This is a genomic window from Streptomyces sp. 2-1, from assembly GCF_048564895.1.
GTDB classification, from domain to species: domain Bacteria; phylum Actinomycetota; class Actinomycetes; order Streptomycetales; family Streptomycetaceae; genus Streptomyces; species Streptomyces phaeochromogenes.
Genome location: NZ_CP183383.1, coordinates 9626765 through 9646793, shown reverse-complemented (window position 1 = coordinate 9646793; position 20029 = coordinate 9626765). Strand labels below are relative to the sequence as shown.

General features: G+C 70.9%; 9 protein-coding genes. 2 read left to right on the top strand and 7 right to left on the bottom strand.

Annotated elements, in window-relative coordinates; translation table 11 throughout:
* Positions 1 to 52: 52 nt before the first annotated feature.
* Both ACN20J_RS42245 and ACN20J_RS42240 read right to left on the bottom strand, forming a co-directional pair.
* Positions 53 to 598: an RNA polymerase sigma factor gene (locus ACN20J_RS42245; protein ID WP_419668030.1), complete on the bottom strand. Its 546-nt coding sequence runs from the start codon at positions 596 to 598 to the stop codon at positions 53 to 55.
* Positions 599 to 724: 126 nt separating this feature from the next.
* Positions 725 to 2809 carry a penicillin acylase family protein gene (locus tag ACN20J_RS42240; RefSeq protein ID WP_419668029.1) on the bottom strand — a complete coding sequence of 695 codons (2085 nt, stop codon included), beginning with the start codon at positions 2807 to 2809 and terminating at the stop codon, positions 725 to 727.
* Between the two features lie 136 nt (positions 2810 to 2945).
* Between ACN20J_RS42240 and ACN20J_RS42235 the strand changes: the two genes are divergently transcribed.
* A complete protein-coding gene (locus tag ACN20J_RS42235; RefSeq protein ID WP_189839447.1) occupies positions 2946 to 3605 on the top strand; it encodes an isochorismatase family protein in 660 nt (219 codons plus the stop codon).
* 73 nt (positions 3606 to 3678) lie between these two features.
* Here the strand turns inward: ACN20J_RS42235 and ACN20J_RS42230 are convergent, their stop codons facing one another.
* The 3 genes from ACN20J_RS42230 to ACN20J_RS42220 are packed head-to-tail and all read right to left on the bottom strand — an operon-like array spanning position 3679 to position 5727.
* On the bottom strand, positions 3679 to 3912 hold the full coding sequence (locus ACN20J_RS42230; protein ID WP_419668028.1) for a hypothetical protein: 234 nt from the start codon (positions 3910 to 3912) through the stop codon (positions 3679 to 3681).
* Entirely contained in the window at positions 3909 to 5483 is a 1575-nt protein-coding gene (locus ACN20J_RS42225; RefSeq protein ID WP_419668027.1) for an amidohydrolase, read from the bottom strand. The genes ACN20J_RS42230 and ACN20J_RS42225 overlap by 4 nt, the downstream gene beginning before the upstream one ends.
* A 31-nt stretch (positions 5484 to 5514) precedes the next feature.
* Positions 5515 to 5727, bottom strand: a complete 213-nt coding sequence (locus ACN20J_RS42220; RefSeq protein WP_189839450.1) for an MbtH family protein — start codon at positions 5725 to 5727, stop codon at positions 5515 to 5517.
* Positions 5728 to 5898: 171 nt separating this feature from the next.
* Between ACN20J_RS42220 and ACN20J_RS42215 the strand changes: the two genes are divergently transcribed.
* Positions 5899 to 7023: an alpha/beta hydrolase-fold protein gene (locus tag ACN20J_RS42215; RefSeq protein WP_419668026.1), complete on the top strand. Its 1125-nt coding sequence runs from the start codon at positions 5899 to 5901 to the stop codon at positions 7021 to 7023.
* A 221-nt stretch (positions 7024 to 7244) separates the two neighbouring features.
* Here the strand turns inward: ACN20J_RS42215 and ACN20J_RS42210 are convergent, their stop codons facing one another.
* Both ACN20J_RS42210 and ACN20J_RS42205 read right to left on the bottom strand, forming a co-directional pair.
* Positions 7245 to 8948: an ABC transporter ATP-binding protein gene (locus ACN20J_RS42210; protein WP_419668025.1), complete on the bottom strand. Its 1704-nt coding sequence runs from the start codon at positions 8946 to 8948 to the stop codon at positions 7245 to 7247.
* Positions 8935 to 19995 (bottom strand): amino acid adenylation domain-containing protein, encoded by an 11061-nt coding sequence (locus tag ACN20J_RS42205; protein ID WP_419668024.1) that lies wholly within the window; start codon positions 19993 to 19995, stop codon positions 8935 to 8937. Before ACN20J_RS42205 ends, ACN20J_RS42210 begins: the two co-directional genes overlap by 14 nt.
* Between the last annotated feature and the right edge of the window lie 34 nt (positions 19996 to 20029).

Sequence of the window (20029 nt, the reverse complement as noted above, 5' to 3'; positions counted from 1 at the left end):
AACAGCGTGGCCGGAGGAATCGGGAGCGTTGCTCGAAAACGGCGTACGCCGCCTACGCCACGACACCGTCCATGGACCTGGCGCAGATCAGCCGAAGCCGCGCACGACCACGCGTGAACGCGCCCTCGGCCGCCTTGACCGAGATCTGGTGGATGCGGGCGAATTCCAGAGTGGAGATTCCATGCGCGCGAGCGAGCACGACCTGCCGCTCCCGGCCACGCAGGAGGTACACCTGGCGGAGCAGCCAGCGCCCGAAGTCCCGGTCGCACACGCCCTCGTCCGGGGTCTCGGGCGTACGGACATCGGCGGTGCGGGGCAGCAGCAGCCGGCTCCGCTCCTGTTCGCGGTGGTTGTCGACACAGAGGCGCAGGGCCACCGAGGTCAGAAAGTGACCGATCCGCTCCCGGTCCAGATCGCCGCAGGCGGCCGTCCTCAGCATCGCCTCCTGCACGCAGTCCTCCGCGTCCTGCGCGTTCGGAAGACGCCGGCGGACAAGTCTCATCAGCCGCTCCCGGTGGCCGGCGATCACCTCCCAGGACAACGCCCTTCGTAACTCCTCCTGGGATTCATGGAGTTCCGGATCGCCGATCCCGGACACGCCTGAAGTCTCCGCCCAATTCCCGTGAACCATGACCCCGGTCTGTCCGAGCGGGGAGAGCGAAAAACCAGGGGCCTTCGCCTTTCATTCGTCCGCATGAAGAACGGACGATCACATTCCGAGGCTTCAGGAACCGTGCTCCGGTTCTTCTACGAGGAGCGCGAAATCGGTGATGACAGGGGCGAGTTGACCGGTCACCCACAGAGGTAGCTGGTCCCGCCGGTGCGGGTCTCCGGGGATGCCGCGTGCTCCCAGGGGCACGGTCCAGAGGCTGTTCTCGCGGCGGGCGAGGTCCCAGACGTACCGGGCGGACGGCCCTCGGGAGCTGAGATCGGTCAGGCCGGGCGTGCTCGACGTGGCCAGCACGCAGTCGTGGTCCCCGCCGAGGCCGGGCCACTCCTCGCCCTCGGCTGCGGGGAGGATCCGGGCGGGGGCGAGCCGGTGCAGCTCACCCCAGGTGACGGGCTCCAGGCGCGCGGTCTCCTCCAGAGCCGCCCGGACGACCGCCGCGCTGTCCAGCCCCGGGAGCAACTCGGTGGCCAGCAGGTTCTCCAGCGCGGAAGCGACCTTCGCGGTGAGGTTCAGCCAGGGCTCGAACACCGCGGGATACGGCAGGGGCGGCACGGCGAGGCTCTTCAACTCGGGGGCCGCCGCGACCCGTTGTACGACCGCGGAGCGCAGCCGGGCGTAGTCCGCGGCGGCGGCGCTGTCGGCGTCCATGTGCCGGTTCCAGGCCAGCAGCCGCGCCCTCAGCCGCTCCGCCTCGGGGCCGAGTCCGTCGAGCCGTGCCACTCGCTCCAACAGGGGTGCAGCGGAGGCGAGTTGGGTGTCCATGTGGATGGCGGCCATGTCGTGGGGCGCCCACTGCCGTGACGCGCGCAGCAGGTGCTGGATACGGTCGGCGCGGTACGGCGGGGCGAACTCCGTGCCCAGCGGCGCCGCGAGGCCACGCTCGTTGGCCATCACCGCGATGCCGTCCACCTCGGCGCGAGGCGTGTCGTGACGGCCCTGCCACTCGCGCCCGCCCCGCCAGGCGGGCACGACCCGCAGCCCGTTCTCCCGGTGCCGTACGGGCACGTATCCGGCAACGCGGTGGAGCAGCCCGCCGGACGTGTCCGCTGCGTACACGACGTTCACCGGCTCGATCCAGCGGTCGAGCGCCCGGTCCACGTCCGCGACCGTACGGGCCCGGAGGAGGGCCGGGAGTACATCGAACCCCAGGTCCTCGGTGACGCGGGGCGGGTAGCGGAGGCTGATGCCTTCGGAGAGCGCGGTGGGTCCCGAGTCGCCCTCGGCCCCCTCGACGGGCCCGTCGATGACGACCGGTCCGCGCTCCGTCTCGATCACGTCGATCTCGACCGGGTCGCCGCCCGCGACCCGGATGGTCTCCCGGTGCTGTGCGGCCGGCCGCCACCCTTCGGGCCCCAGCGCCTCGATGCCGCCATCCGTGGTGCGCAGCTGTTCCCGGTAGAGGTCGTGGTAGTCGGACATGGCGTTGGTGATGGCCCACGCCACGGTCCCGGTGTGGCCGAAGTGCGCGATGCCGGGCACTCCGGGCACAGCGAAGCCGACGACGTCGTACTCCGGGCACGAAAGGTGGATCTGCTGGTAGAAGCCCGGGTCCTGGATGAATCGGTGGGGGTCGCCGGCGATGAGCGCGGCCCCGGACTCGGTGCGGTCGCCCGCGACCATCCAGCCGTTGGAGCCCGAGGTGGCGGGGCCGTCCGCGGCGAAGAGTTCGAGGGCCTCGTCGCCGAGTCGGCGCGCGACCTCCTCGCGCCACAGCTTGGTCGGGAATCCGGCGAAGAGGATGTGGTGGGCGAGCCAGACGCCGAGGGGCGTCCACTTCTGCCAGGTTCCCGGGGTCAGTCCCGTGGCCGCGAACTCCGGTGCGTCGGCCGCTCCCCGCTCAAGGCCGGCGTTCACCCCGTCCACGTACGCCGACACCCAGGCCGCCGTCTCCTCCTCCAGCGTCTCGAAGCAGCGCCGGGCCGTGTCGTCGAGCCGGGCCCGGCGGACGAAACGGTCCCAGGGGACGGCGGCCGGCCCGAGGAAGGAGGCGGTGGTGCCCTGCGAGCGATGTCTTTCGGTCTCGATCTGCCAGGCCCGGTCGCGCGCCGCGTTCTTCCCCTGGGCGAAGGCCAGTTGCAACGGATCGGAGGCACGGAGATGCGGGATGCCCCAGGCGTCCCGGTACGTACTGCTCGCCATGATCCTCGCTCCTCGAACTCCTGGTAACTGGGCCGAACCGGCCATCTGACGATCCACCACTCATCAAGTTAGCTTAGGCTAAGCTAACTTCTCTCAATCGGACTCGGCGCACACGCCATCAGGGAGGAGTCCGCCCATGGGCTTGCCGGTCATCCACTCCTATCCCATGCCCGACCGTTCCGCGGTGCCCCCGTCGGGCCCGCCCTGGACGATCGATCCGGCACGGGCCGCGCTGTTGATCCACGACATGCAGAACCACTTCGTCCAGGCCTTCCCGCCGGACTGCTCGCCCGTCGTGGAGCTGCTCGACAACAGCGCCACCCTGCGCGAGCTCGCGGGGACGCTCGGCATGCCGGTGGTGTTCAGCGCCGAGCCGGCCGCCCAACGCCCGGGCCAGCGAGGGCTGATGACCGACATCTGGGGCCCTGGCATCGGTCAGGAGCCCGGCGACGACGCGGCGATCGTCGCGGAACTCACGCCCAGGGTGGGAGAGCACGTACTTGTGAACGTCCGCCACAACGCCTTCCTGCGCAGTCATCTGGGCCGGCTGCTGCGTTCCGAAGGGCGCGACCAGCTGATCCTCTGCGGGGTGCGGGCACATCTCGGCATATTGCTGACGGCGGCGGACGCCTTCATGAACGACATCCAGCCGTTCGTGGTGGCCGACGCGGTGGCCGACTTCTCCGCCGAGGACCACTCCATGGCACTGCGGTGGATCGGACGCACCAGCGTGGTGTGCACCACCGACCAGCTGATCCGCCAGCTCCTGCACGGCAGGGCGGCACAGAGCATGTGATGCCTTCGCCGCTCTAGCCCTGCCCTTCGCCCTCGTCTTACCGCTCGCCTTCGCCTTCGCCGAAGCGGGTCGTTCACGAGCAGGGGCGACCCGGGTAGTCGTCGCTCTCCGGTACGCCCGCCTCGCGCATCCTGCGTACAACCTCGTGCCGGACACGCTCGTCGTCGATGTCCACAAGGCCGTTGGCGTCCCGGTCGAACACCAGGATGCCGTCGGCGGTGTCCCAGAGCACCCACCGGTGCGGGTAGGGCGACCCCTGCCACAGGTGTGCGTACCGGGTGTTGTCGTTGTCCGTCCGCGTGCTCACGACGCGGCCTCCTCGGTCTCACGGCCGTCGACGTACGTCGCGACCACCTCGATGTTGCCGATGCGCGAGACGTCGACACTCCTCGGGTCGTCGCCCAGGACGACCAGGTCGGCGCGCTTCCCCGGGGTCAGGCTCCCCGCGCTCTCCTCCCAGTGGCAGGCGAAGGCGCCGGCCACGGTGTACGCGTGCAGGGCCTCGTCGACCGTGATGCCCTCGTCCGGGCCGATGACCTGACCCGACGTGGACGCGCGCTCGACCATGAACTGCACGGCCCTGAGCGGCGATCCGTCCGCGACGGGCCGGTCGGAGCTGCCCACGAGCGTGATCCCGTGCTCCAGGAAACCCCTCCCCCGGTACAGCCAGGGCGCCCGCTCCTCCCCCATGATCGCCGCGTAGTCGTCGCCGAAGTAGCGCAGGAAGTTCGGCTGGATCACGGCCGTCACGCCCAGCCGCGCGAAGCGCTCCAGCTGGTCGGGCCGGATCAGGCCGGCGTGTTCGATGCGGTGCCGGGCGCCCGGGCGGGGCCGGATCCGCTGTGCCCGCTCCAGGGCGTCCAGGGCCACATCGGCCGCCCGGTCGCCGATGGCGTGCACGGCGAGCTGCCAGCCCGCGAGATGGCCGTCGACGATGGTGTCGGCGAGGATCTCGGGGTCGTCCTGCAACTGGCCCGTGTGGTCGAGCCCTTGGTACGGGCCGGTGAGCGCGGCGGTACGGGCCATCATGCCGCCGTCGGTGTAGATCTTCAGCGCACCCACGGAGAGCCGGTCGTCGCCGAACCCGGTGCGCAGCCCGAGGTCGAGGGCGCGGGGAATGCCGTCGTCCTCGTGCGCGGTGACGGGGCGCAGGCGGTCGGCGGACACCATGAGCTGCACCCTGAGCGGCAATTTGCCCTGCTCCTGGGCGAGTTGATAGGCGCCGAGCTCGACCGGACTGTGCCCGAACAGCACGCCTCCGATGCCCGCCTCCGCGCAGGCCGTCACTCCCTCGGCCAGACAGGTCCGGGCGGCCAGCCCGATCGCGTCGGCCAACTCCTGCTGGGAGTACGGCAGTCGAAGCGCTCGGGCGGCTCCCATGGCGCCCTCAGCCAGGAAGCCCTCCTCGTGCGGGAGTTCGGCGGGGAGCAGGTCCAGGACGGCCGTGTTGACCATGCAGCCGTGTCCGGAGTCGTGCATCATGAAGACTTTTCGCCCGGCGCTGACCTTGTCCAGCTCGGCGGCGGTCAGATGGCGTCCGAGGCCACGCTGGTCGTACCCCGCGAGGTCCGCCCAGCCCCCTTCCGGCGTACGGGCCACCGCCTCCGCCACGGCGGCGAGCACGTCCTCGACCGAGGTGCACGGGGCGACGCTCGGGGTGCCCGCCTTGAAACCGGTCCAGGCCAGGTGCACATGGCTGTCGATGAACCCGGGCAGCACGGTGGCGCCCTGGACGTCGATCACCTCGCGGGCCGGCAGGGAGGTCACCGCTTCGTCCAGGCCCACGATCCGGCCCCGCCAGATGCCCAGGTCGTGGGCCACGGGGTGGTCCGGATCCATGGTGAGGAAGCGGGCGTTCGTCAGTCTGGTGCAGAGCATCAGCGGTGTCCCCCCGGAGTGGTCGGCGGGGTCACACGTCCCCGGACGTCGCGAGGGACCGGGGGCGCAGATCGGTCCAGTGCGCCTCGATGTAGTCCAGGCACGCCTCTCGGGTGTTCTCGTCGAAGGCGACCGTCCACCCCCCGGGCACCTCGGCGAAGGACGGCCAGAGCGAGTGCTGGCCCTCGTCGTTCACCAGGACCAGGAAGCGGCCTTCGGTGTCGTCGAAAGGGTTGGTGCTCATGTTCGGTGGCCCTTTCAGGAAGCTCATCGGGGAGGGAGCCGGGGTGGATTCGAGGATGGAGAGGAATGCCATGATTAGGTTAGGCTCGCCTAATTAGAAGCGAGCTTATCCTTCTCACCTTCCCTCTCACAAGGAGACGTTGATGCGCCTGGTGATCGAACGGGTCCGGCCATGACCGATGCCGTCCCCGGCCTCGCGGCCGACAGGGAGAGCGCCGTCGTCGCGTTCGGACTCCCCGGCGAACCAGGCACCGAAGAGTTCTGGGCGGCGGCGGGGACACCCGCGTCCGTACCTGCCGACGACGGCGGTTGGGTGACCCTGTTCCTGTGGCGCGGCTCTCCGGCGAGCATCGAGTTCGAGAGCTGGTCGGAGCCGGTCCCCCTGCGACGGTGGGGCGACACGGACTGCTGGTACGCCGAGGTGCGCATGCCCGCGCGGCTGCGGGTGACCTACCGGTTCCTCGCGGGTGACGAAGCGTACGCCGACCCGTTCAACCCGGTCGGTGCGGGTGGCGACCGGTCCATCGCCGCGACCCCGGACGCCCCGGCCCAGCCGCACTGGCCCGTCGTCGGCGCCGATGTCGTCCTGCCTCTCCCGCTCACCCGGCTCCGCTGGAACAGTGAACGGCTCGGCGGGCGGCGTACCGTGCGGGTCCATCCGGTGGGTGGCGGCGGACCGGTGGTCCTGCTGCTCGACGGGGACGACTGGCTGTATCTGCACCCGGCGATGACCGCGTTCGACTCGGCCGTCGCCAGTGGTGAGATGCCTCCCGTCACCCTCGTCTTCCTGCCGAGCAAGGACAGGGCGGCCGAGTTCGCGTGCAGGCGCGAACTCTGGGAGGCGGTCCGGGACGAACTGCTGCCGCTGGTGGCGGAGTCCGACGTCCCCTCCGACCAGAACCGGCTGGTGGTCGCCGGGCAGAGCCTCGGCGGGCTGAGCGCGGTGTACGCGGCGCTGGAGTTCCCGGAGTTGGTGTCGCGTGTCGCGTGCCAGTCGGGGTCGTTCTGGTGGACGCCCGATGCCATGGAGCTGGCCGACCCGTTCGGCGGGCCGCTCGGCGGGGCCATCGCGGCGCGGTTGCGGGACCGGGGGGCCGAACTGGCTGGGCTGCGGGTTGCGTTCGATGTGGGGGAGCATGAGGGGCGGATGTTGCCGCACTGTGAGTTGGTTGAGGCGTTGGCCTCTGAAGCCGGGGCGACCGTACGGGTTTCGCGATCGCCCGCGGGGCACGATCGGGCCGGCTGGCGGCATGCCTTGTTGAGGGATGTGGCCTGGGCGCTTGACGCTCCGCGGTGAGCGTCGTGATTTTCTGCGAGGTCGGTGGGGGCCGGCCGCGCAGTTCCTCGCGCCCCTAAAAGATTGCGCAGTTCCCCGCGCCCCTAACCGACCGCGCTGTTCCCCGCGCCCCTAACCGACCGCGCTGTTCCCCGCGCCCCAAAGGACTGCGCCGTTCCCCGCGCCCCCTAAAAGACTGCGCAGTTCCCCGCGCCCCTTGAAGCCACAGGCCCGTCAGAAAGTTAGCGGGCCACCGCCGAGCAGTAAGTCTCGTCCTTCGCCAGGAGGTTGCGGTGGGTGTCTTCTGCTGTGATTGCGCCTTCGTCCAGGACCAGGACTCGGTCGGCGGCGTCCAGGAGGGCCGGGCTGCTGGTGAGGACGACGGTGGTGCGGCCTCGGCGCAGTTTTGCGATGTTGCGGGCGATGAGTTGTTCGGTGACCGCGTCGACGGCTGTCGTCGGGTCGTGCAGGACGAGGACGTCGGTGTCGGCGGCCAACGCGCGGGCCAGGGACAGTCGTTGGCGCTGTCCTCCTGAGAGGTTCGCGCCTCGGTCGCGGACCCCGTGGTCGAGGCCCTCGCGGTGCAGGGCGACGACATCGGTCAGCAGGGACGCCTCGACGGCCTCGGGGACCGACCGGCTGGTGCCGGACGGGTCGATGTTCGTACGGAGGGTGCCCGCGAAGATCTCCCCGTCGTAGGGGTTCACCAGCATGTGCTCCCGCACCGCCTCGACCGACAGCTCCGCGAGCTCCTGCCCGCCGACCCGCACCGATCCCTCGTACGCCTCGGGCGGGACGTTCACCGACAGGACCGACGCGAGGTCGGCCGCCGAGCGGGGCTGGTAGACGGCGATCGCCACGAACTCCCCGGCCGGCACCTGGAACTTCACGTCGCGCAGGGTCCCGTACCGGACACAGTCGATCTCCAGGGATCCGCCCTCGGACGGGCGCTCAGGGCCCGGTGTCGTCACCGGCGGCGCGGTCAGGACCAGCGCCATCCGCTCGGCGGACGCGCGGGCGATCATCACGTACTTGGGCATCTCCGAGAACAGTTTGAGGGGTTCCATGATGAACTGCGCCAGGCCCACGGCCATGACCAGTTCACCGATGGTGATCTCGCCACCGAACGCGAGCCAGCCGGCCGTGAGGGTCACGGCGGCGGCGAGGACCGCGTTGAGGGCCAGCGCGGTGCCCGCGTAGACGCCGTTCACCTTGGCGACGGTGATCGCCTGGTGCTTGGCCTCCGTGCTGACTCTCCGGTAGGACCGGAACGCCGCGTGGTTGCCGCCGAAGCCGTGCAGCGGGCGGAGGCCGATGATCAGGTCGGCGACCTTCGCGCCGGCCCGCGCGACCCGGGCCTGCTGTTCCTGGGTGCTGGCGCCGATCCGCTTGGACATCACGCTCAGGACGGACAGGATCGCGACGGTTCCCACGATCACCAGCAGCCCGAGCCGGATGTCCGCCAGGCCCAGCGCGACCGCCGCGACCACCACCGCGACCAGCGAGCTGATCAGCAGCGGCACCACCTCGATGATGTCGGCGGTCTGGTCGGCGTCCTCGGTGGCGATGGTCAGGATCTCGCCGGACTTGAGGTCGACGTCCCTGGCCACCGGCTGGAGTCCGCAGGCCGCGACCCGCACCCGCCAGCGGTGTGCCTCGGTCGTGTTGGCCTTCTGCAGGACGCGCATCCCGAACCGCCACGACAGCGACACGGTCGTGATGATCACGGCCAGCGCGCCGATCGACAGGCCGAGCGCGCCGAGGCTCCGGTCGCCCTGCATCGTGTGTTCGACGATGAGGCCGAGCGCGATGGGAAAGGCCGTCTCGCCTGCCTGGTACAGGCCCATGAGGACGGTGCCCCAGACCATGGCGCCGATGTTGCGGCGCAGAGCGGTACGGAGGATGTCGGACCCCGGTCGGGGCCGCTGTGTGTCAGGAGTTGTCATCGAGATGGTGGGCAATCGCTTCCGGGGTTCGCAGGGTCAACAGGTCTCGGATGGTGATCACAGGACCGTACTCCCGGCGGAGCATCCCGATCAGCCGTACCGCCAGCATGGAGTGCCCTCCGAGGGACACGAAGTCGCTCACCGCGCTCACCTCGTCGTCGTCCAGGTCCAGTGCCTCGGCGAAGAACTCGCACACCGTGGTCTCGGTCTCGGTCTCCGGTCCGCGCTCCCCCGCCGTGGTCAGCGCACCCAGCGGCTTGGCCTCGGGCAGCGCCTTGGTGTCAGCCTTCCCGTTCACCGTCAGGGGGATGCTGTCGACCTCGGCGTAGTGCGTCGGGCGCAGGAAGTCCGGGAGTCCGGCGCCCACTTCGGCGGCGACGGCCGCCAGGTCGGAGCCGTCGAGCACGAGGTAGGCGGCCAGCCGGTACGCCCCGTCGACCTGCGGGTCGGGCTGGGCGACCGCGGCGACGAACCGCACCGCCGGGTGGGCCGCGAACAGGGCCTCGACCTCACCCAGTTCGACCCGGTGTCCGCGGATCTTGACCTGCTGGTCGGTGCGGCCCAGGTACATCAGGTTGCCGTCGGACCGCCGGACCACCAGGTCACCGGTGCGGTACATGCGCTCGCCGGGTTCGCCGAACGGGCAGGCGACGAAGCGGTGCGCGGTCTGGGCGGGCTGCCCGAGATAGCCGCGCGCGATGCCGATGCCGGACACGTACAGCTCACCGGGGACTCCGTCCGGAAGCGGGCGCAGCCACGGGTCCAGTACGTACACGTCGGTGTTGTCGATCGCCACGCCCACCACCGGGTCCTGGCACTCGAAGGTGCCGACGCCGAGGGTGTTGATGGTGTACTCGGTGGGCCCGTACAGGTTGTAGCCGACCGTCCCCTCGGTCTCGGCGAGCCGCTGCCACAGCGTCGGGGTGACGGCCTCGCCGCCCAGCAGCACGAGCGCCGGCCGACGTGCCGGGTTCTCCAACAGTCCTTCCGCGACCAGTTGTTGTGCGTAGGTCGGGGTCACGTTGATGACGTCGATGCCGAAATCGAGGCAGTACTCGACGAGTCGGGGCGCGTCGCGGCGCAACTCCTCGTCGCAGATGTGCACTTCATGCCCGTCGGCGAGCCACAGCAGCTCCTCCCACGACATGTCGAAGGCGAACGACACGGTGTGCGCGATCCGGAAGACCCGGTGGTCGTGCTCGGCCAACACCGGCTCGAAGATGCGGCGCTGATGGTTGATCAGCATGTTGGTGAGCCCGGCGTACTCGGTCACCACGCCCTTGGGCTTCCCGGTCGAACCGGAGGTGTAGATCGTGTACGCGGGGTGCCGCAGGCGGTCCGGGTCGTCCGGCGCGAACGTCACGAACGGCTCGGCCTCCGGCAGGGGTCGGTCCAGCTCGATCAGGTCGCCGGTCAGCCGGGGCGAGACGGCGCTCACGGTGAGGATCACGTCCGGGCGGGCGTCCTCGACGATCGCGGCGATCCGCTCGTCCGGGTGGTCCAGTTCCAGCGGTACGTACGCGGCGCCGACGCGCAGCACGGCGAACAACGCCACGATCGAGTCGAGGGAGCGCGGGATCGCGAGCCCCACGTTCGTCTCCGTGCCGATGCCACGCCGGGCCAGCACACCCGCCACCGCCCGGCTGCGGTCCCGCAGTTGGGCGAAGGTCATGGTCGAGCCGTGGGCGACGAGCGCCACCCGCTCCGGGTCGCGGTCCGCCGCCCGGTCGAACCGGTCGACCACGGTGTCCGTTCCGACGGCCGTGCGCTCAGCCGACTCGGGCTCGGCCCCCAGACCCGGCAACGCGCCGACCGGTCCGGTCGACCGGGCCAGGTCCTCGAGCACGCGCAGATAGTCGTCGAGGAGACGGCGGGCGTTGTCGGAGTCGCCGTAGCGGTGCTCCAGCTTGACCGTGAGCCGGTCTCCGGGCGTGACGACCCAGGTGAACGGATAGTGGGTGGAGTCGTCGGCCTTCACCGAGGTGATGCCGTGCCTGGCGTTCATCTCGGCGAACGCGTCCATGTCCAGGAAGTTCTGGAGCACGAACAGGTTGTCGAACAGGGTGTCGTGCCCGCTGGCCCGCTGGATCTCGCCGAGGCCGAGGTGCTCGTGCTCCATCGCCTCGACCCTGGCCGTCTGCACGGCCGACAGATACTCGCGGACCGTGTCGTCCGGCCGTGCCCGCGTCCACATGGGCACGGTGTTGAGCAGCACGCCGACGATGTCGGACAGCCCCTCGCCCTCGCGGCCGGAGACGGTCACGCCGAACACGGCGTCACTGCGGCCCGTATGGGCGCCGAGCAGGAGGCCGAAGGCGCCGGTCAGCACCGAGTTCAGCGTGACGCCGTGCGTCCTGGCCGCTTCCCGCAGCAGTTCCGACTGCTCCTCGGACATCTGGTGCACGAGCGCCTGCGGCAGGTCGTCGGAGAGGGCCGGCGCCGGTCCGGCGAGCAGTGTCGGGCCCGCGAGGCCTGCCAGGTGCTCGGCCCAGAAGCGTTCCGAAACGGCGGGGTCCTTGGCGTCGAGCGCCCGGGCGTAGTCCTCGAAGCTCGGCGTGGCCGGAGCCGCGTCCAGTGGCTCGCCCGCGACGACGGCCTGATAGGCGTCGAACAGGTCCCGCAGCATGATCTCGCGGGACCAGCCGTCCCACAGCAGGAGGTGGTAGCTCAGCAGCAGGCCGTCGCGGCCGTCGGGCAGCCGCACCACCGTCAGCCGGATCAGCGGCGGCTCACCCGGGTCGAACCCCGTGTCCCGATCCCGGGCGCGCAGGGCCTCGACCTCGGCATCCGTCGCCAGCTCGACCGTACGTACGCCGACCCGCCGGCCCGCCTTGAGGACCTGGACCGGGTTTCCGTCGTCGTCGGTGGAGAAGCCGGCGCCCACGATCGGGTGGCGCCCGATCACGTACGCCATCGCCTCGGCCAGGGCGTCGGTGTCCAGCCGCCGGTCGAAGGTGAACCAGCTCTGCGCGACGTAGTGTCCGGCCGAGCCCGCCATCTGGGCCTGGAAGAACAGGCCCCGCTGGAGCGGGGTGACCGGTGCCGTGCGCTCGGCCGTCTCGGAGGCGTCCGCGATGTGCTTCAACGCGCCGAGCCAGTGCTCGGTGATCTCGTCGGGAACGCCCTCGGCGAGGGTGAACTCCGCGCGCAGGCTCCCGGTGCCCTCGTCGACCCAGGCGTTGACCTCGACGGCGTACGGGCTGCCCTGATCGCCGCCGGTGATGTGCAGCGCCTGGGACTCGCTGCCCCGGCCGAGGTAGTTGAACAGCACCTGCGGGCGGGCGGTGAGGAGCGGTGCGGTCTGCGGGTTGAGGTACCTGAGCCCGCCGTAGGCGACGTGTCCGCACTCGTCCGGCTGGCGTTCGGCGACCTCGCGAGCCGCCGCGACCGGGTCGGTGTGCGCCGTGAGCCGCACGGGCGCGATGGAGGTGAACCAGCCGACCGTACGGGTGTAGTCGTGGTGTTCGAGGGCCGGGACCCGGCCGTGCCGCTCCAGCTCGACCGCCAGGTCGGTGGGTGACGGCTGGACGCCGGTCAGCGCGGTGCGCAGGGCGCCGCACAGCAGCTCGGTGAGACCGACGCCGAGTGCGGCGGGCGCGGTACGTGTCACGCGGTCGCTCACGTCGGGCGCGAGTACGACCGTGATCTCGCGCAACCTCTCGACCGCGGGCAGCAGTTCGGGCGCCTGGAGCGTGGTGACCCAGCGCCCGAGGCCGTCGATCGCCGAGGTGGCCTGGAGCGTCAGGGCTTCGGCGTACTCGGCGTAGGACGTGGTCGGCGGTGCCAGGGGCGCCCCGCTCAAGGCGGCGGCCAGGTCGTCGAGGACGATCAGCCAGGACACCGAGTCGACGGCGAGGTGGTGCACGGTGACGACCAGGGTCCGGCTCGCCGCCAGCCACGTGAACGCGATGACGTCCCCGGACTCGGGATCGAGCCGTCCGGCGGCTTCGTTCGCCGCGGTCGTCGCGTCGGTCGCGGCCGTCTCCACGACGGTGACCTCGCGGGCGGGTTCGGTGCGCAGGGCCCACACCCCGTGCTCGGCGCGCAGCCGCAGGCGGAGGGCCGGGTGTGCGGCCACGACGGCGTTCGCGGCGCGCTCGACATCGGCGAAACCAGTGCCCTCGGGGGCCACGAGCGTCCTCGCCTGGGCGAACCGGGCGAGCGATCCGCCCAGTTCGCGCTGGCGCAGGATGATCGGCGTCGGCGTCAGCGGGCCGTCCTCGCGGCGGGCGGGTGCCGGGTCCGTCGGCGTGGCCTGCGGGGTGCGCGTGCCCACGTGCTCGGCGAGCGCGCGCGGTGTCCTGAACAGGAACACGTCCCGTGGCGCGATCGGCAGGCCCAGCGCCCTCGCCCGGTTGATCACGGTGATGGCGACGATGCTGTCGCCCCCGGCCATGAAGAAGTCGGTGTCGGCATCCACGGTGCCCGCGGCGGAGCCGGGCAGGGTTTCCGCGAAGATGCCGACCAGCTCGGCGAGCGTGGAATCGCTGACGCGTTCCGCAGGAAGGGTCGCAACAGGGGCGTATCCGTCTGCGAGTCCGTCAGGGCTGGTCACCGCGTGCCCCGCACCCCGGAGGGGCGTACCCGCCCGCTCGATCAGAGCCTTGCGGTCCAGCTTGCCGTTGACCGTCAGTGGCAAGGCGTCGACCGACAGCACCCGCCCGGGCACCATGTGCACGGGCAGCTTCGTGGACAGGAGGCCGGTGAGGTCGCCGGGCACGGAACCCACCACGTGTGCGACCAGGTGGTCGCCGCTGTCCGCCACGGTGACGGCCACGTCGACCACACCGTCGAGTTCCCGGATCGCGGACTCGACCTCGCCCAACTCGATCCGGAAGCCCTTGAGTTGGACCTGGTCGTCGGCGCGGCCCGCGAACTCCAGCTCGCCGTCGAGCGTGCGCCGGGCGAGGTCGCCCGTGTGGTACATCCGGGAGCCGTCGTCGGCGAACGGGTTCGCCACGAACCGGCCCGCGGTGAGCCCCGGCCTGCCCAGGTAGCCGAGGGACACCTGGTCGCCGACCACGTAGATGGCGCCGACCCGGCCCGGCGGCACCGGCCGGAGCCGGTCGTCGAGCAGATAGGTGGTCAGGCCGGGAATCGGACCGCCGATGGGGCTGACGTCGTCGCCGAGGCCGAAGTCCTCGTCGGTCAGCACCCGGTGGGTGACGTGGACCGTGGTCTCGGTGATGCCGTACATGTTGACCAGCTCGGGCGAACCGGTGCCGTGCCTCTCGACCCAGCCGCGCAGCCGCCCGAGGTCCAGCGCCTCGCCACCGAAGACGATCCGGCGCAGTGCGGTGACGGGCTCTCCGGCGTGCCGGTCGGCCTCGATGAACTGGTAGAACGCTGACGGGGTCTGGTTGAGCACTGTGACTCCGCGCTCGCGGACCAGCCGGTGGAAGTCGACCGGGGAACGGGTCAGCCCGTACTCGGGCACCAGCAGCTCACCGCCGTGCGCCAGCGCCCCCCACAGCTCCCAGACCGCGAAGTCGAAGGAGAAGGAGTGGAACTGGACCCACACGTCGGACGGACCGAAGTCCATGTCGGGCCGGGTGTTCGCGAGCAGCGTCACCACGCTGGAGTGCGGGACGACGACACCCTTGGGCCGGCCGGTCGATCCGGACGTGTAGATCACGTACGCGGGGTCGCGCCAACTGACCGCCGGACCGGGCTCGTTGGGGGCCGTCGCCTGCCCAGCTCCCGGTGCCTGCCCGCTTCCCTGCGCCTGCCCATCGCCCCACGCCTGGGCATCTGCCCGCGGCGGCTCGTCCCCCTGTACGAACACGCGGGCCGACACGCCTGCCCGGGCCAGCAGCTCCGTGAAGCGTTCCCGCTGCTCACGCTCCACGAGGACGACCTGCGGAGCGGAGTCGGCGAGGATGTACTCCAGCCGTTCGTCCGGGTACGCCAGGTCCAGCGGCACGTAGGCACCGCCCGCGCCGACGATCGCGACCAGGGCGACGACCTGCTCAAGAGAACGCGGGACGGCGACGGCGACCCGCTTGCCCGGGCCGACCCCGGACGCACGCAGCACCGAGGCCAACTCGTCCTTCGCGTCCGACAGTTCGCCGTAAGTCAGTGACCTGGTGCCGCCGTCGAGACCGCACTGGGTGACGGCGGTGGCGGCCGGGTCCCGGCGCGCGGCGGCGTCGAAGAGTCCGCCCAGGGTGGTCGGAGTGATGTGTGCGGGACGTCGGCCGTCCTCGGGCGCCAGGTCCTCGACCAGGGCGTCGGGCCGGGTGAGCAGGTCGGTGAGGGTCCGGGTGAACGTACGCAGGATCTCCTGGGCGCGAGCCTCCCGCAGCAGTTCGCCGTCGTAGATCAGGTTGAAGCGCGGACGGCCGTCGAGTGCGCGCTCCACCACCAGGGTCAACGGGTAGTGCGGGGCGCCCTCGTTCACGATGTCGGTGATGACCAGGTCGTCGTCGGGCCCTCGCAGCGCGTCCACGTCGGTCGCGACGTCGAAGACCACCAGGGTGTCGAAGAGGGAGCCTGTGCCGGCCTGGCGGCCGATCCTCGCCAGCGAGACATGCTGGTGCGGCAGTACCGCGCTCTGGTGTTCCCGTACGGAGGCGAGCAGGTCGCGGGCCGTGGTGGTTCCGGCCCAACGGGCGCGTACGGGGATCGTGTTGATGAACAGACCCACCATGTTCTCGATGCCGGGCACCTCCGCGTCGCGCCCGGACACCGTGGAGCCGAACACGACGTCCTTGCCGTGCAGGATGCCGCCCAGCGTCACGGCCCAGGCGCTGTGCACGGCCGCACTCAGCGGCACCCCGGCGGACCGGACGGCCGCGTCGATGTCGTCCGTCGGCTCCACCGCGGTGTCGTCGAACTGGTCCGACGGAGTGTGCCCCTCAGCAACGAGGGAGGGGCCGGGCAGCTCGGCGAGCTGCTCCTGCCAGACGCGGTCGCTCTCGTCGGCGTCGCGTCCGGCGAGCCAGCGCACGTAGTCGGGGAAGCCGCCGATCGCGTACACGGTCCCCGGCGCGTGGTACTCGGCCAGCAGCGCGCGGAGCATCGGCGGCACCGACCAGCCGTCGGCGATGATGTGGTGCACGGTCTGCACCAGGACGCTGCGGCCGGAGCCCGCGCGGACGAGCGTGTACCGCATCAGTGGTCCTGTGGCCAGGTCGAATCCGGCGCGGCGGTCGCGTTCCGCGTGGTCGCGTATCTCGTCGTCGGTGATGCCGGGGCGGTCCAGCGTGGTGAAGGGCGCCTCCGCGCCGCTGTCCAGTACGGAGACCACGCGGCCGTCGGCGAGGGCCACGAACCGTGCGGCCAGGTTCGGGTAGAGGGTGAGCAGGCGGGTGGCCGCGGCGGCGAGCCGGTCGGCGTCCACCTCGCCGTCCAGCGTGAGCAGTTGCTGCTCGACGTAGCTGCCCGCGGAGTCGTCGTCGAAGACCGAGTGGAAGTACAGGCCTTCCTGCAGCGGGGTCAGCGGCAGGATGTCCCGCAGCTCCGGGCCGTCCAGGGTGTCGACGTCGGCCTGTGTCAGGGGCACCAGGGGGAAGTCGCTGGGGGTGTGGCCGCCCTGGTCGAGCGCGGCCAGTCCGGCCAGGGCCAGCCGGAAGTACTCGCCGAGCGTCGTGATGTCCTCGTCGGTGAACATCCCGTCGGGCCAGGAGATGGTGGTGACCAGTTCGTACTCGCCGGTCGAGGTGGCGGGTTCGGCGATCGCGTTGAACTCCAGGGCGCGCGGCAGGCGCATCCTCGGGTCGCGCTTCTCGCCCAACTGGCCTGTGGTGCCCGCGAGTTGCCAGTCGCCGGACGAGCCCGCGTCGAAGCGGCCCAGGTAGTTGAACAGCACCTGGGGTGCGGGCGCGTCGAACTCGCTCTGGGCGAGGTAGCGCAGGGCGCCGTAGGAGACGCCGTTGTCCGGCACCCGGGCGAGGTCCTCCTTGACCGCCTTGAGTGCGGCGGCCAGGTACTCGGGTGCGGTGAGGTCGCTCGCCGCGCCGGGGTCCACGGTCACCGGGAACAGCGTGGTGAACCAGCCCACGGTCCGGGACAGTTCGGGTTCGAAGCCGGCGGTGCCCGCCACGAACTGCCCTTCGCGGCCGTGGCCTTCGAGTTCGATGTGCGCGAACGTCTGGTCCTGACCGAGGTCGCGGCGCCATCGGGCGAGGGTGACGGCGAGTGCCGTCAGCAGTACGTCGTTGACGCCCGCGTGGAATTTCGCGGGGATCTCGCCGAGCAGCGCGGCCGTGACCTCGGGGCCGACGGAGACGGTCCGGAGCCGTTCGCCCGCGACGGTGTCGGCCTCGGACAGCGCGCGCCTGCCCACCGGTTCGTCCGCTCCCGGCAAGGGGCGCCGGAAGTAGGCGCTGTCCGCGTCGAAGGCGGCGCGGTCCAGCAACTGTGTCCAGCGGCGGAACGACGTGCCCACCGGAGGCAGGTCGATCGGCGCGCCCGAGGAGAACTGGCGCCATGCCGTGGCCAGGTCCTCCATCAGGACCCGCCAGGACACGCCGTCGATCACCACATGGTGGGCGACCAGGACGAGTTGGCGTGCCTCGCGGCGCCACACGGCACGCAGCATCGCGCCATTCGCCGGGTCGAGACCGTCGGTGGCGAGGGCGACGCACTCGTCGAGCGGCCGGTCGCTCTCCTGCCACCCCGGGGCGGCCTGGTCGGCCTCCGGTATCTCGAAGCTCCAGTGGTCGCCACGCACCAGTTGGGCGCGCAGCATGTCGTGTCGGCCGACCAGGGCGGCGAGGATCTCGTCGAGAGCGTCGGCGGTCAGGTCCGCCGGGGTGTTCAGCACGACCGACTGGACGAAGCCGTCGATCGCGTCCGTGGTCTCGCCGAGCCACTGCACGATGGGCGAGCCCACGACGGCGCCGGTCGCGACGTCACCGTGGTCCACGGTGGAGACGTCCTCACGGCTCGCCACCGCCGCCAGTGCTCCCACCAGGGTGTGGGTGAAGATCTGCCGTGTCGTGACGTAGAGGCCCGCGTCGCGCAACGCGCTGAGCAGCGAGATCGCCAGGATGCTGTCTCCGCCGAGCTGGAAGAAGTCCTGGTCGACACCGACCTCGTCGAGCTGCAGCAGCGTCGCGATCGCCGCGCAGACCGCGCGCTCGTTCTCGGTGGTGGGCGGGACGATCGAGCCTGTCCCGACGGCGGGTTCGGGCAGCGCGTTCCGGTCGAGCTTGCCGTTCGCGGTGAGCGGGAACTCCTTCATCACGACGACATGGGCGGGCACCATGTACTCGACCATGTGCTCGGTGGCCCACGCCTTGACCTCGTCCGCCCGCAGGGTCTCGCTCCCGGCGGCCGGGATCACGTACCCCACGAGGTAGGTGCCGCCCGCCGCGTTCTTCTTCGCGACGACGCAGGTGTGCCGTACGCCGGGGTGTTCGGCGAGACCGACCTCGACGTCCTCGATCTCCAGCCGCATACCGCGGATCTTGATCTGGTTGTCGGCACGGCCGAGGAAGTCCAGCGAACCGTCCGGGGCGAACCTCGCGAGGTCACCGGTCCGGTACAGCCGGGACCCGTCCGCGGCAAAGGGGTTCGCCACGAACCGGGACGCCGTCAGGCCGGGCGCGTTGACGTAGCCGCGCCCCAACAGGAAGCCGCCCACGTACAGTTCGCCGCCGACGCCGACCGGGACCGGGCGCAGTTCGTCGTCCAGCACGTACAGCTGGGTGTTGGGGTTGGCCTTGCCGATCGACGTCGACAGGCGTTCCGCCTCGCCCCGGTAGATGACGTGCGAGACGCCGATCGTCGTCTCGGCCGGGCCGTAGCCGTGGTACATGGGGATGTCGAGCCGGGTGCGGAACCGCTCGTACAGCTCGGGGGTCAGCACCTCGCCGCCGCACCACACGTGCCGCAGGCTGTCCAGGTCTCCGGAGTCGCCGGCGATCTCGAGGAGTACGTCCAGCATGGACGAGACCAAGTAGGTGAAGGTGACGCGGTGTTCGGCGATGACGCTCAGCAGGTGGTGCGGGTCGCGTTCGCCGCCGGGCCGCAGGACCACCAGCCGGCCGCCGCTGACCAGCGGCAGGAAGATCTCGTTGATGGAGATGTCGAAGGACAGCGGCGCCTTGAACAGTGACGCGTCGTCGTGGCCGAAGCCGAGGATCTCGTCGACCTGCCACAACAGGCGCTCGCTGATGGCTTCGTGACGGATCATCGCGCCCTTGGGCCGCCCGGTCGAACCGGACGTGAAGATCACGTACGCCAGGGCGTCGCCGTCGACGGCGATGCCGGTCCCGTCGGTGGGGTGGGAGCCGAACTTCCAGTCGCCGAGGTCGACGGCCACGGCGTCGGGTTCGCCCGGGGCCTGCTCGCCGGAGTCGTTGAGCTGCAGTACGACCCGGGCGTCCTCGATGACGACGGCTCGGCGTGCGGCGGGCCACTGCGGATCGAGCGGGACGAACGCGCACCCGGCCTGGAGGACGCCGAGCAGCCCGATCACCATGTCGGCGGAGCGGCCCAGCGAGATGCCGACGACCTGTTCGGCGGTGAGTCCGCGCTCGATGAGGTGGTGGGCCAACTGGCTGGACAGTTCGGCCGCCTGACGGTACGTCAGGGATCGGTGCTCGTCGACGATGGCAACGGCGTCAGGACGGGTACGCGCCTGCTCGCGGAACATCTCCACCATGGTCGGGCGGACCCGGTCGGCCTCGGTGTCGTTCCACTCGGCCAGTGCCTCTATCCGCGCCGCCACGCCGGACGGGCCGATGGTGCCGACGGGCCGGTCCGGGAAGTCGGCCAGGTCGTCCAGCGCGAGCTGCGCGTCGGACTGCATGGCGCCCGCCGGGACGGCGATGCTCCAGCCGCCCTCGTGGGCTTCCCAACTGCCGGACTCCGCACCGCCGGGCGCGTCCCCGCCGTTGTCGACCCACGCGAGCACGTCGGCGAACAGCGTGCCGAGGGTGAGGTCGATGCCGTCGGGACTCTGTCCCGTGGCCCAGTACGACAGCCCGATGGCGCATGCCTCGACGATGGTCCGGTCGGAGAAGTCGCCGGTCCGCCTGCGTACGTCGGCAAGGCGCGTGGGAGAAAGCAGTACGAGACGAGCGCTCGGTTCCATCATCGAAGACTCAGCGTCCCTTCCAGGTAATGAAAGT

Bases quoted from the DNA above. Each gene is read 5' to 3' on its own strand.
- ACN20J_RS42240 (WP_419668029.1), bottom strand. From the start codon at position 2,809: ATGGCGAGCAGTACGTACCGGGACGCCTGGGGCATCCCGCATCTCCGT.
- ACN20J_RS42235 (WP_189839447.1), top strand. From the start codon at position 2,946: ATGGGCTTGCCGGTCATCCACTCCTATCCCATGCCCGACCGTTCCGCG.
- ACN20J_RS42225 (WP_419668027.1), bottom strand. From the start codon at position 5,483: ATGCTCTGCACCAGACTGACGAACGCCCGCTTCCTCACCATGGATCCG.
- ACN20J_RS42220 (WP_189839450.1), bottom strand. From the start codon at position 5,727: ATGAGCACCAACCCTTTCGACGACACCGAAGGCCGCTTCCTGGTCCTG.
- ACN20J_RS42215 (WP_419668026.1), top strand. From the start codon at position 5,899: ATGACCGATGCCGTCCCCGGCCTCGCGGCCGACAGGGAGAGCGCCGTC.
- ACN20J_RS42210 (WP_419668025.1), bottom strand. From the start codon at position 8,948: ATGACAACTCCTGACACACAGCGGCCCCGACCGGGGTCCGACATCCTC.
- ACN20J_RS42205 (WP_419668024.1), bottom strand. From the start codon at position 19,995: ATGATGGAACCGAGCGCTCGTCTCGTACTGCTTTCTCCCACGCGCCTT.